The organism is Ascidiimonas meishanensis, from assembly GCF_037782385.1.
In the GTDB taxonomy this organism is placed as follows: domain Bacteria; phylum Bacteroidota; class Bacteroidia; order Flavobacteriales; family Flavobacteriaceae; genus Ascidiimonas; species Ascidiimonas meishanensis.
This window is the reverse complement of sequence record NZ_JBBEXD010000001.1, coordinates 901,998-915,524: the sequence shown is the minus strand read 5'-3', so window position 1 is coordinate 915,524 and position 13,527 is coordinate 901,998. Positions and strand designations below refer to the sequence as shown.

Annotated in this window: 12 protein-coding genes; 4 read left to right on the top strand and 8 right to left on the bottom strand. The window is 33.8% G+C overall.

All coding sequences use genetic code 11. The annotated features are described in order from the left end of the window. Nucleotides 1-34: 34 nt before the first annotated feature. The 4 genes from WBG07_RS03980 to WBG07_RS03965 form a co-directional block, all read right to left on the bottom strand. Complete coding sequence (locus WBG07_RS03980) at nt 35-256, bottom strand: DUF2795 domain-containing protein (protein WP_340199193.1); 222 nt, start codon at nt 254-256, stop codon at nt 35-37. 162 nt (nt 257-418) lie between these two features. Beyond that, nucleotides 419-994, bottom strand: a complete 576-nt coding sequence (locus WBG07_RS03975) for a cob(I)yrinic acid a,c-diamide adenosyltransferase (RefSeq protein ID WP_340199192.1) — start codon at nt 992-994, stop codon at nt 419-421. A gap of 176 nt (nt 995-1,170) precedes the next feature. Next, complete coding sequence (locus tag WBG07_RS03970) at nt 1,171-1,941, bottom strand: O-methyltransferase (protein WP_340199191.1); 771 nt, start codon at nt 1,939-1,941, stop codon at nt 1,171-1,173. An 18-nt stretch (nt 1,942-1,959) separates the two neighbouring features. Next, nucleotides 1,960-3,822, bottom strand: coding sequence for an ABC-F family ATP-binding cassette domain-containing protein (locus WBG07_RS03965; RefSeq protein ID WP_340199190.1), 1,863 nt, complete (start codon nt 3,820-3,822; stop codon nt 1,960-1,962). Between the two features lie 101 nt (nt 3,823-3,923). Between WBG07_RS03965 and WBG07_RS03960 the strand changes: the two genes are divergently transcribed. The 3 genes from WBG07_RS03960 to WBG07_RS03950 are packed head-to-tail and all read left to right on the top strand — an operon-like array spanning nt 3,924 to nt 7,796. Continuing rightward, complete coding sequence (locus tag WBG07_RS03960; RefSeq protein ID WP_340199189.1) at nt 3,924-4,721, top strand: polysaccharide biosynthesis/export family protein; 798 nt, start codon at nt 3,924-3,926, stop codon at nt 4,719-4,721. A gap of 4 nt (nt 4,722-4,725) precedes the next feature. Further along, nucleotides 4,726-7,179, top strand: coding sequence for a GumC family protein (locus tag WBG07_RS03955; RefSeq protein ID WP_340199188.1), 2,454 nt, complete (start codon nt 4,726-4,728; stop codon nt 7,177-7,179). After that, nucleotides 7,176-7,796: a sugar transferase gene (locus tag WBG07_RS03950; RefSeq protein ID WP_340199187.1), complete on the top strand. Its 621-nt coding sequence runs from the start codon at nt 7,176-7,178 to the stop codon at nt 7,794-7,796. The genes WBG07_RS03955 and WBG07_RS03950 overlap by 4 nt, the downstream gene beginning before the upstream one ends. Here the strand turns inward: WBG07_RS03950 and WBG07_RS03945 are convergent. The 3 genes from WBG07_RS03945 to WBG07_RS03935 form a co-directional block, all read right to left on the bottom strand. Continuing rightward, nucleotides 7,770-9,347, bottom strand: coding sequence for an amidohydrolase family protein (locus WBG07_RS03945; protein ID WP_340199186.1), 1,578 nt, complete (start codon nt 9,345-9,347; stop codon nt 7,770-7,772). The two genes, WBG07_RS03950 and WBG07_RS03945, sit on opposite strands and share 27 nt — an antisense overlap. A 61-nt stretch (nt 9,348-9,408) precedes the next feature. Further along, entirely contained in the window at nt 9,409-10,074 is a 666-nt protein-coding gene (locus WBG07_RS03940; RefSeq protein ID WP_340199185.1) for a DJ-1/PfpI family protein, read from the bottom strand. 94 nt (nt 10,075-10,168) lie between these two features. Further along, nucleotides 10,169-11,404, bottom strand: a complete 1,236-nt coding sequence (locus WBG07_RS03935) for an MDR family MFS transporter (RefSeq protein ID WP_340199184.1) — start codon at nt 11,402-11,404, stop codon at nt 10,169-10,171. A gap of 230 nt (nt 11,405-11,634) precedes the next feature. Between WBG07_RS03935 and WBG07_RS03930 the strand changes: the two genes are divergently transcribed. Then, entirely contained in the window at nt 11,635-12,288 is a 654-nt protein-coding gene (locus WBG07_RS03930) for a DUF1684 domain-containing protein (RefSeq protein WP_340199183.1), read from the top strand. Between the two features lie 93 nt (nt 12,289-12,381). On the opposite strand, the gene WBG07_RS03925 is transcribed toward WBG07_RS03930, so the two are convergent. Next, a complete protein-coding gene (locus WBG07_RS03925) occupies nt 12,382-13,467 on the bottom strand; it encodes a porin (protein WP_340199182.1) in 1,086 nt (361 codons plus the stop codon). Nucleotides 13,468-13,527: the final 60 nt, after the last annotated feature.

Below are 13,527 nucleotides of genomic sequence, written 5' to 3'. Positions count from 1 at the left end.
TGAGACTTTTTAATTTTAATACTGTTAATGCCTGTTAATATTCATCTTCATTCCAAAGATAATCTTCCTCAGTCGGATAGTCAGGCCAAATCTCTTCAATTGATTCATATATTTCTCCTTCATCTTCCATAGATTGAAGGTTCTCTACTACCTCCAATGGAGCACCTGTTCTGATAGAGTAATCTATCAATTCATCTTTAGTTGCAGGCCAGGGAGCATCACTGAGATAGGATGCAAGTTCTAAGGTCCAATACATGTGCTACGCAATTTTTAATTTCTGCAAAAATAAATTTTTATGTGAAAAAGTCAAGTAAAAAATATATTAAATACACACAATTTACAAGAACGTCAGCATAATAACGGTTAAAATAGCAATATAGAGGTAAAAAAGCTATTTTTTAGCGTTTTTCGTAAAACTTTATGATTCTTTTTTAGGAATCCATTTTATCTCTTTTGCCTTCAATTCATACGACAATTTCCGTGCCAATACAAAGAGATAATCGGAGAGACGATTTAAATATTGTAAAACTCTTTCGTCAAAGGGCTCATTTTCATAAAGTTCTGTTGATAATCGTTCGGCTCGTCTACAGACACAACGAGTAACATGACAGAATGACACTGCTTGATGACCACCTGGCAAAATAAAATGCGTCATTGGTGGTAAACTAGTATTCATGTTATCTATTTCCTGTTCTAGTAAATTAATGTCGTTTTCGCTTATTTTTGGAATATTAAGTCTTTCCTTACCATTTTTTAAGATAGCCTTTTCCGGATCGGTTGCTAAAATTGCCCCTACTGTAAAGAGGCGGTCTTGTATCTCAATTAGAATCTTATTAATATGTTCACTAGATTCTTGATCTCTTAACAATCCAATCCAAGAATTTAATTCGTCTACGGTTCCATAACTATCTATTCTAATATGGTGCTTTGGAACGCGGGTTCCACCAAAAAGTGCCGTAGTGCCTTTATCACCCGTTTTTGTATAAATTTTCATGTGATTCTTTGTTGCTCTTAGAGGGTTTATTTTTTCTTTTCTTGTTTTTCGTAATTTTTATTCCTTTAAGTTGCTATTTTATTTAATAAATGCCCATCTTAAAAAGAGAAAAATACAGAAATTTTCAATTTTGCAATTAGTGCAAAAATAAGGTTTTAACTTGTAAAAGAACTCGGTTAAACTCTAATGGTGAAATGTTCCTTTACCTGTTCCTCTCTAAAGAAAAGAATTCCCCATTTAAAAATGTCAATAGACACCTTAACTTTTTGATGCTTTTTAATTTCGCTCCATGCTTCTTCCATTTCATTAGACCAATGTATGTCATCTAGTATCATCACACTATTATTATGAACGTTATTTAAAAGTTTTCTAAAATATGTGAGGGTAGGCTCTTTTCTATGATTACCGTCTATGTAAATAAGGTCAAAAACTGGTAGTTGAGGTGTAATTAAAAATTCTTCAAATGTTTTGTTCAGAACCTGCACATTGGTGATATGATATTTTTGGAGTTGTTTTATAGCAATGGATGAAGTTTCCGGGCATCCTTCAATAGTTGTCAATTTAATTTTGTCATTTGCCGTTGCAATAGCAACACTACCTAGGCCTACAGAAGTTCCTAATTCAAGTGCATTTTTACAATCTAAATACGAAGTAAGTCTATGGAGTAGTTTGGCTTTTCTAAGGCTGATACCCGCATTGAGGGCTACTTTACGAATTTTACGTTCTGGGGATTTAAATATTCTTGATCCCGCTCCGTAATCGGTAACATGAATCACCTCTTTACTGTTTAAAAGGTCTAACCGATATGCTTTCAGTCTTTTATAATCTTCATGTTCTTTAGCGTCATAAAAGCATTTTGTGACTAAATCATAAATAAAAGGTGAGTGAATACCATGTTGATTAACAGAGCGTACTAAAAATTTACTGTAAGAAACAATAAGATTCATTTAAAATAGCTAATTTATCTAGGATTCCATTTTCAAAGAAAGTTCAAACCAATGTTCTGTTTTCTGTTCAATTTGTGCAATTATCTGTTGTAATTCTTTTGATTTTTCATCAATAGCTTCACCATCTAAAGAAGCAGTAATAAATAGTTTTTCAAGAGATTCTTTTTCTTCTTCTAGCTTTTTAATTTCCCGCTCCAATTTATTATACTCTTTTTGCTCATTAAATGTAAGTCCGGCAGTTTGATCTTTTTTCCAGCTTTTCTTTTCAGATTTCACATCAGTTGAAATTGATTCAGGAACATTGGTTTCTTCGTATGATCTGAAATCAGAATAATTACCAGGGAAATCATCTATAATGGCATCTCCTCTAAAAACAAAAAGATGATCTGTTATTTTATCCATGAAATAGCGATCATGGGAAACTACTAATAAACAGCCAGGGAAATCAAGTAAAAAAGACTCTAGTACATTAAGGGTTATAATATCCAGATCATTGGTGGGTTCATCTAGAATTAAAAAATTAGGATTCTGAATTAAAACGGTGCAGAGATAAAGCCTCTTAAGCTCGCCACCACTTAGTTTTTCTACATAATCATATTGTTTTTTACGATCAAACATAAAACGCTCCAAGAGCTGTCCGGCAGAGATTTGCCTTCCTTTGGTAAGGGGTATAAACTCACCAAACTCTTTTATCACCTCAACCACTTTTTGCCCTTTTTTTATTTCTATTCCTTTTTGCGTGTAATAGCCAAAACGAATGGTCTCTCCAATGATTATTTTTCCTGAATCTGGTTTTATGCTTCCGGTAAGAAGGTTTAAGAAAGTGGTTTTGCCTGTTCCATTTTTTCCGATAATACCTATGCGTTCTCCTTTTTTAAAATTATAATTGAATTTGTCAAGTATAGGCTTATTAGTAAAGGACTTGGAAACATTGTGAAACTCTACAATTTTACTACCTAAACGTTCCATATTGATCTCAAGTTGCACTTGATGCTCTTTCCGGCGATTGTGAGCTCTTTCTTTGATTTCATAAAAGTCATCAATACGACTTTTAGATTTTGTGGTTCTTGCTTTGGGTTGACGTCGCATCCATTCCAGTTCTCTGGAATATATATTTTTTGCCTTTTCTACAGACGCTTTTTGGGCTTCAATACGTATATTTTTTTTATCTAGATAATAAGAATAATTCCCTTTATATGTAAATAACTCTCCTTGATCTAATTCAATTATTTCATTACAAACACGCTCTAGAAAGTATCTATCATGTGTTACCATAAAAAGAGTAATATTTTCTTTCGCAAAATAGTTTTCAAGCCATTCAATCATTTCAAGATCCAAATGATTGGTAGGCTCGTCTAGAATTAATAAATCTGGTTTACTAATAAGAATTCTTGCGAGTGCGAGTCTTTTCTTTTGTCCTCCAGAAAGTGAATCTACTTTTTGATCTAGTTTTTGAAGCTTAAGTTTGAAAAGAATTTGTTTGTACTGTGTTTCAAAATCCCAAGCCTGATACGCTTCCATCTTTTCAAAAGCTTTTTGATAATTGTCTGCATCATCTGGATTTTTAAGCGCATTTTCATAGGCTTCTATAACTTTTAGAATCTTATTATCGGAAGCGAAAATGGTTTCCTCTACGGTTAACTTGTTATCAAGATTGGGTTCTTGTGATAAAAATGCCATTTGCAAGCCTTTGCGCATAATAACTTGCCCGCTGTCTGGCGTATCTAAACCGGTAAGGATATTTAATAGTGATGTTTTTCCGGTTCCGTTTTTAGCTACGAACGCAATTTTCTGATCTTTATTTATACCAAAAGAAATATTAGAGAATAAGATACGTTCTCCATAAGATTTTGAGATGTTTTCAACCGAGAGATAATTCACTTTTTGTTTTTGTGCAAAGTAACATAAATCCGTTAGATATCGCCAGAGATCGTTTTATTATTGATAACTAAAAAACTATATTTGTCTACAAACCCAGTACTATGAAATTTAGGTCTTTCTTTTATTGCTTATCTGTGCTTTTGGTTTTACAGTCTTGTATTCCAAATAAGAAACTTATCTATCTTCAAGACAAAGACGGAAAGAGAGTAATTGAAGGAACTGTTAGTGAAATGTCTAAGCCTTACAAAATACAGGTAAATGATATTTTGTATATTGATATTAAAGCATCTGAACCCGAATTGGTTGCCATGTTTAATATCTCTAAATCCGAAAACGAGGCGAATTTAATTAACAATGGGGGTCTTTATTTTGCAGGTTATGTAGTGGATGTTCATGGAAATATAAGACTTCCAATTCTAAATGAGCTAAATGTATTAGGCTTTACCGCTAATGAAGTACGGCAGAGAATAGAGAAAAGCTTACTGGAAAATTATCTAAACAGCTCTTCAAATCTTTTTGTTACCGTTAAGCTTGCAGGTCTAAATTATAGTGTTTTAGGGGAGGTTACCAGACCGGGAAATAATGTGTTATTTCAAGAACGAGTGAATGTTTTAGAAGCTGTTGCGAATGCAGGCGATGTATTGGTAACCGGAGACCGCGAAGATGTTCTTATTATTAGGCAATACCCAGACGGTAAACAAATTCATCATGTAGACCTGACCGATAAGGGATTGTTAAATTCTCCTTATTTTTATATCCTCCCAAATGATATGATTTACGTAAAACCATTAAATCAGAAGTCATGGGGAGTTGGCACTACCGGAACCCAAACACTTACAACTGTGCTTTCAATTGTATCTATCATCACAAGTACCGTTTTATTGATAAGAAACCTATAGAAACATGCTGGAAAACGAACTCGATATTCGAAAACTTCAAGGTTCATTTGATTTTAAAGGATTTTTACTACGTGCAATACGTTATTGGTATGTTATTTTGGCTTGTATTAGTGTAGGCCTAGGAATTGCTTATTATATTAATTTGAGAGCAGAACGTTTGTATAAGTTAGAAACACTTATAACCATTAAAGAAGAGCAAAATCCGTTTTTTACCAGTACTCTTAACCTTACATTTAATTGGGGTGGCGCAAGTGATAAAGTAGAAACTATTAGAACAATACTAGGTTCAAGAGCGCATAATGAAGAGGTAGTGCGTTTACTGCAATTGTATATTCATTATAAGAAAGAAGGGCGATTTCGATTGGAAGATATCCATACCAAAGCACCATTTAAGGTAGTTTTAAATGAAAGTGGAGATCAACTTTTGAATGTTCCTGTTAAGATTCAGTTTTTAGATAAAGATTCATTTGAACTGTCTTATCAATTGGAGGAATCAGAAGCTAAATTAATTAACTATATTAAACCTTCAATTGTTGAGCAGGAGCTACCTAAATCCTTTAAACAAACCTTTCAGGTAGGTACTCCTATTAAAACCTCTTTTTTAGACTTTGTGGTTGAGAAAAGAGGGGAACAGATTCCAGAAAAAGGGGAAGAATATTTTATAGAATTTACAGATATTAATTCAGAAATTAATAATTATCAAGACGTACGTGTAAGTTTGAAAACGAAAGGTGCTTCTATGTTAGTTCTAAGTAAAATAGGTGCTAATAGAGATATACTTGCTGATTATCTTAATACAACAGTAGCTCTTTTAAGTCAAAAGCAATTAGACCAAAAAAATCTTTTTGCTACCAATACCATTGCTTTTATTGACAAACGGATTAAGAGAGTATCAGATTCTTTAAAACAAGATGAAGATAGGTTAAAGACCTTCAGGCAAAAAAATCAAATTTTTGATCTTTCCTCTCAAGGGAGTTCTATTTTTGATCAAATGTCTCAGTTAGATGTTGAAAAAAATGCAATAACTATAAAATTAGCTTACCTAAATCAGTTAGAAAATTATTTAAAAAATAGCCAAGACTATTCAGATTTACCAGCACCGGCAGTTTCCGGATTTGAGGATCCTACTTTGGTTAAAAGTGTTACCGATATTGTTAATTTATCGATTAAAAGATCTAATCTTCAATCTAAGGTTAAAAACCCACTTTTTTATGAACAGATTGATAGAGAAATTGACGCATTAAAAAATGTTTTATTTCAAAGTATTTCAAGTGCGAAGGCCAAAAACACTATTGAAGTAAATAATGTGGAAAGAAGAATTTCACGCATGAATTATGAATTCAATAAATTACCGGCAGAAGAACAAGAGCTTTTTAATATTGAAAGGAGTTATAAGCTTAGTGAGACTTCTTATAGTATGTTATTGGAAAAACGAAATGAGGCAGGTATTGTAAAGGCGGCAAATGTCTCAGATGTACGTGTGCTAGACCCTGCAACTAACCTGATGCAAAAACCAATTTCGCCGAATCCTCCAAAAAATTATCTGATTGCTTTCTTAATAGGTCTTTTGTTACCCACATTGGTGATTATGACGATTTCTTTTGCAGATCAAGCTATTAGAAGTACTCATGAAATAGAGCAATTATCGGGTATTTCAGTTCTAGGTGTGGTTGGAAGAAGTCATCTAAAAGGTAATTTAGTAGTATTTGATCAGCCCAGATCTGCGGTATCAGAAGCTTTTAGAGCATTGAGAAGTAGTTTGCAATACTTTTACAGAAGTAAGTCCTTACAAGGGAGTAAAATCCTTATGATTACATCTTCTATAAGTGGAGAGGGTAAAACTTTTTGTTCCATAAATATTGCATCTGTCTTTGCTTTAAGTGGTAAAAAAACTATTCTGGTAGGTTTAGATCTGCGCAAGCCGAAAATTTTTGGTGATTTTGATATTACCAATGATAAGGGAGTTGTTGATTACTTGATGGGGGATGAGAATTTGAATGGTATTATTCAAAAAACCCGCTTTAAGGATATGGATGTGATCACTTCTGGACCCATACCTCCAAATCCTGCGGAACTTATCATTGGTGAAGACATGAAAACATTTGTAGAAGAACTAAAGCAACATTACGATTATATTATTTTTGACACTCCTCCTCTTGGTTTGGTAGCAGATGCCGTTGAGCTTTCCCACTATGCAGATGCTACATTATATATTGTTAGGCAAGGAAGAACAAAAAAGGGAATGTTGAATCATATTAATGATAAGTATAAAAGTGGAGAAATTAAAAACATAAGTTTTGTTTTAAATGATTATAGACATAAATCACAATATGGCTATGGTTATAATTATGGATATGGCTATGGTTATGGAGGCTATGGTAATGGATATCACGAAGAAGCCAATAAGCCTAGATTGGGGAGCAGAATTAGAAGCATATTTAAAAGAAGTAAGGCGTGAATAATCGCAAAGCACAAATATTAAAACGTAGCTTTGACATTTCTCTGAGTGTTTTTTTACTAATTATTTTATTTATTCCCGGATTATTACTCACTTTAATTTTAGCAGGGTATTTTAGAGAGAATCCATTTTTTCAACAAAAACGAATAGGTCAAAATGCACAAGAATTTGTTTTATATAAATTTAGAAGTATTAAAGGTGACATCCCTATATCTATGGCTGGTACTCATTTGCAAATTTCTGGTATTTCAAAATGGACATTAAAATACAAATTGAATGAATTACCGCAACTAGTAAATATTTTAATAGGGGATATGAGTTTTGTAGGTCCGCGTCCAGATGTAAAGGGTTTTGCGGATAAACTGAAAGGAGAGGATAGAATAATCCTTGAGGTTAAACCCGGTCTTACAGGTCCGGCAACTTTAAAATACCGTAATGAACTGTCTATGCTTAGTAAACAATCAAATCCTGAAGTATTTAATAGAGAAATTATCTGGCCAGATAAAGTAAAAATAAATAGAAATTACATTGAAAACTGGTCCTTTATAAAGGATATTCAAATTCTTCTAAAAACACTTTTCCCATTCTTATCATTCTTTAATTCCAGGTTGCAATAATTTAAAACCTTCTTTTTTTCGGGCTTCAGAAACCATAAGTTTAACTTCTTTTAACAATGCTTTTGCATCGTATATAATTCCATCCTTAATAGTGTATTTTACACCTCCAACTCTAACTACCTCATTTTCCTTGGTTAGTCTAATGGCTCCTGTACCGTATAATACTTTTAAGTTTTTTAATGGATTTTCTTCTATCAAAATAAAGTCCGCAAGTTTACCTATTTGTACACTTCCTATTTTATCTTCTGCTCCCAAAGCCTCTGCTCCGTTGAGTGTAGCCGACCTTATAACTTCAAGAGGATGAAAACCAGCTTCTCTAAGCAATTCCAACTCTCTTATAAAAGCAAAACCGTACAATTGAAATATGAAACCAGAATCAGAACCTGCGGTTACTCTTCCACCCCGGTTTTTATATTCATTAATAAATGTCATCCATAAACCATAATTCTCTTTCCATTCAATTTCCTGCTCTGTACCCCAATCATGCCAATAAGATCCATGCGAAATTTTACTAGGTTGATAAAAACGCCATAACGATGGAAGTGTATAGTCTTCATGCCATTCTGCTCTTCTTGCACGATGCAAATCTCTACTGGCTTCATAAATATTAAAAGTAGGATCTATGGTGAAATCTAAATTAAGTAACTCATTCATTACTTGATTCCAATGGTCTGAGTAAGGTTTGGCTGCTTGTTTCCAGAGTTTGCCCGCCTCTTCAAAACGATTTTGTTCATTTTGATAATTGTAATCTAATGGGTAATTCTGTACTGTTCTATCATGAAATAAAGCTTCTGGTAAACCATACCAATGCTCCATACTTGTGAGTCCTGCTCTGGCAGAATTTAATACATTCCAACGCGCCACACTTAGCTGTGCATGATGACAAGCAGAGCGAAGTCCTAGTTTTTTATTCTCATCTAAGGCTGCTTTCATAATTTCTGGTTCTGCTCCAAAAAATTTCACACCGTCTGCTCCTTTTTTTGCATTATTTCTAACCCATTCTCTTGCCATTTCAGCTGTTGAAATTGGTTTTTTGCTTCCCTGTCCAAAACCTGTATAAATAAAAAGACGAGGCGCAATAATTTCATTGGCAGCACTCTTTCTTTTAAGATTTAAAGACCACTCTACTCCTCTTCCACTAGGTTCTCTGACCGTAGTTATTCCATGTGCCATCCAAAGTTTGAATACATAATCCCAATCGGCACCTTGCGCTACTCCTCCAATGTGGCCGTGCATGTCAATAAAGCCTGGGAGTAGATACATGCCTTCTGCATTTAATTCTTTACCACCCTTTTTCAGTTTTGGGCGATTGGCATCTGATATGGCAACCCCAGGATATCCCACAACTTCAATTGCGGTAATGATATTATTTTCAATAACAATATCAATAGGACCTCTAGGCGGTGAACCATCTCCATTAATTAGGGTAACCCCTCTAATAATTAATTGTGGAAACGGACCTTCTTGAGATGATTTAACCTGACTCCATGTGGAGATAGGAATGCAAAAGCAAAAAAGTAAATAAAGTATAAAGTATGCAGATTTTTTCATAGATTGAAATTTAAGCTGAACTAAGATACAGTTTTAATCTATTTTAATTTTGTGACTACCATTATCTGAGAACTGTATGTGGAATTTCTTGCAAATTCCAATCAATAACCAAGCCTTTGGCTAGGGAACGTGCTATTTCTGCTCCATACAAGTACTCGCATAAGTAAAGAGCTGCTTCAAAACTTTTAGCACCGCCAGCAGAGGTGATAAATTTACCATCATGTACAAATAAGACACTGTCTCTAACATCTAAAAACGGAAAAGCTTTTTTGTAAGTTTCAATGTCGGAAGGAAATGTAGTAGAAGCCACACTGTCTAATAAACCAGTTTTCGCTAGCACAAAAGCTCCATCACAATGAGAGGTTACAAAGAGTGCATTCTCACTTACTTTTTTGACAAAGTTTAGCATGGTTTCATTTTCTAGATCGGTATCCAGATGATGCTCTGCACTAGGGATGACTAAAATATCTATGTTGGGTAGTATATCTTTGGTATAATCAAAATCTGGAAGAATTCGTAGGCCTTCAAAGGTATAAATAGGGGCAAGAGTATCTGCTACCGTAAATACGTTCATTGCTTTAATGCTATCTCGGTATTGCGTATGCTGAAAAATATCAAAGGGAGCTGTAAATTCGGTATTATACGTTCCATCCATAATCAAAAATGCAATATTATAACGGTCTGGTTTCAAACTAGGAAGTACTCGTTTGTTATTAATGTCTAGCATATATGGATTCGCCTTTTTAATTTTTTGATTGCACCCGATACTTAAGATTGAAAAAAGAAAAAATAAGCAGTAGTTTTTCATAAGACCATTTTATTTATAGGGACACTTTTATTTCTTCAGAGACCTTCTCTTTGTTTAAAATACGACGTAAATATACTGCCAAAATAAAGCCTATCATAGCTAGACATCCCATGAATAACCAATTTGCTCTGTATCCAAAATTGTCAATTACAAAGAGTCCGGTTTTTGAAGTCAGTATGTGTGCCATAGAAAATGCCATCGTATAAGCTCCCATATAATTGCCAGCTTTACCTTCTTTTGCACGCTTCATGGCAAAATCGTTTCCAAATGGGAAGCCATACATCTCTGCTACCGTTAGAAAAAGAATACTTAAAATCAGAAATTCAATCCCCCCTTCAAAAACCAGTAGAAAGAACCCAACAGCAAGTAGAATCATACTAGCTCCATAGATTTTTATATTGTTAAAACCTGCTTTTTCAGCATGGTGTACCAAAGGCATTTCAAAAGCAAAAATAATGAGTCCGTTCATAGCGAGTAGAAGTCCGGTTTCAAATTCGCTCAGTTTATAAACATCTGCATGATAGAGTGGGATAGTGGTAAAAAATTGGAAAAAGACAAGTCCCATAAGAAAACTAATTATTAGGAAGATTTGAAATGGATAATCTGATAATACAGAATCTTTAGAACTACTTTTAGACGCCACTTCATTAATTTGTTTTACCTTTTTCTCGGTTACCATTGCTTTAAAAATAAGTATTGCAGTGATACATGTAATGCCATCAATCCAGAAAAGGCCACCATAACCTAGCGTAATAATAATGAGTCCACCAATAGCAGGTCCTGCTCCAAAGCCAAGATTAATAGCTAGTCTTATGAGTGTAAGTGCTCTTGTTCTGTTTTCGGGTTTGGCATAGGTGTTAAGCGAAACAAACATAGCAGGCCTAAACATGTCAGCAACACTCATAATGGCAAATATGGCAAAGCAGAAACCCCAAAAAGACCGAATAAATTGAAGCCCTAAAAACATAAACCCACTTATCAAAAGACTAAAAATCATTACTGGATAAAAACCAATTTTATCAGTAAGTTTTCCCCCTACCCAAGAACCTGCTAAAGAACCAAGTCCAAAAAATATCATTATCGTACCTACTTCATCTAGGCTAAAAGCAATGTCTTCTTTTAGATACTTGGTTAAAAATGGAATCACCATGGTACCCGCTCGATTGATAAGTGTAATAAGTGCTAATATCCATATTTCTCTGGAAAAACCTCTAAAAGAGTCTATATATCCGTTATATAATTTTTTCATACGATGTAGGAATCATTGTAAAATTAAAAAGCCCGGCGTGTATGCCGGGCTTTTTGTAATTGAATTTAGTTATATCTATATAATGTATTCACAAATCAAAAAAGCCCTGCTCTTAAACCAAGAGGTATAGACATTATTTTTGACTGTGGTTTGCATGATTATTTTCTATTATGGTGTAAAGCTAGTTAAAAATTGAATATGTTGTACTTTTAATCTCAAAATCTAATAGTATGATGCAAAAATTACTTGTTCTCTTTATGTTAGTAGTCTTGATAGCATGTAAAAAAGAAAAACGCTACCATGATGAAATTGAAACTTCTTATTTGCCAGTATCGGATACAACAGATTTTATTTATGAAGTTAGAAAGTTTCAGTTGGAAATGAATAATGACTTTAAAAACCCTGAAACATCACCTCTAACGGAGAAACAGCGTAAAACTTTTACCGGATTAGATTTTTTCTCGCCTGATAGCCTTTATAGGGTTACAGCGCTTTTAAATAGAACACCAGATGCAGTTCCTTTTTTGATGCCTACCACTACCTCACGTACCCCGGAGTATAAAAAGTATGGAATAGTTGAATTTAAACTTTTTGATAAAACATATCAATTAAATATCTACCAAAATCAGGAGCTAAAATTAGACCCAGAATATAGAGATGATCTTTTTCTTCTTTTTACTGATAAAACCAATGGCAATCAAACTTATGGAGGAGGTAGATATGTCAACCTGTCAATACCTAAAACAGATACGATAGTTATAGATTTCAATAGGGCATATAACCCTTATTGTGCATATAATAAGAAATATTCATGCCCTAAGGTGCCTTCAGAAAATCACTTAGCATTGGAGGTCTTGGCAGGAGTAAAGTCTTTTAAAAAATAACTAGAGCCAAATAATTTTTATTTGGCTCTAGTAATAAAAACGAACTAAGACTAAATATTCTTGAATGAATATTTAAAAAAAAATTGTTTTAAGTTAGAATGTGTAGATAGTTGCTAAAACAAATGAAGCTAGGTTATCTGTTGGATCAAGATCACTATCTAGAAATACCTCTTCTGATACGCTATCCAATCTCAATTCAGGCTTGAGAGTTAAATCCCCTACAGTATAGCTTCCGGTAAGCGTAAAATCTACTGTGCTTACATCTCCTCCATAAACAGGGCCACCATCTTCTAATTCTTTGAAATATTCTGCTCTAAGTCCTATTGCAAAACTTTCTGATGTTTTTAACTGTGGATAAAGTGCAGCTCCATAAAAACCTACTCCATCTGTATCATTATAGGTAGCATTGAAACCTAAGTAAAATGTATCTGAAATATCAGCACCAGTAGTAAGGTCTACTTGAAAAGTAGCTTCGCTATCTGGAGCTTGCTCTCCGTAAAGAAAGTTAAGGTATGTACTTCCCTTCTCACCAGCATATCCTATTTGTGCTCCTAAGGTATACTTTGAAGAAGGATTAAACTCTGTAAGATCTGTAGGGTTCATAATAGCTAACATAGCACTCCATTTATCTGAAAGAACGAAGTCTGCTTTAAGACCTGTATGTGAAAATGGTCCATAAGAGAACATGTAAGATGTAGAGTAGTTGAAGTTAGCTGCAGGTGAAATTACCTCGTAACCTAAATATGTATTAAAATTTCCAAAGGTAAGTTTTACTTTCTCTGAAACATTCCAGTATACATATAATTGGTTTACAATATTGTTAGGTGCAACGGAAGCAAAGACAGCGTCTTCACCACGAGGACCAAAAACAAGATCCGCTACAAAACCTACTTTTTCACCTTCATAACCAGCAATAAGGTTAACCATCCCAAGAGCAAAACCTGGATCATTTGCAAATGATGAAGCGGGTGCTTGAGGTAAAGCAACAATATCTCCAAACTCATCGGTTTCTACTTTGTTGAGACCGTTAAAGTTGGTTCTAAAGTATCCATCTACGCTTCCGCTAAAGGTAAATTTTGATTTTTTCTCTTCTTCTTGAGCGAAAATTTGTAAACTTGATAAAAAAAGTGTTAGAAAAAATACTTTTTTTACGATATTTGTAATTGTAATTGTTTTCATAATATAAAAAGTAATTTGTTTGATAGTTAGTTGATCCTTAAGATCAATAGTTATGTTTCG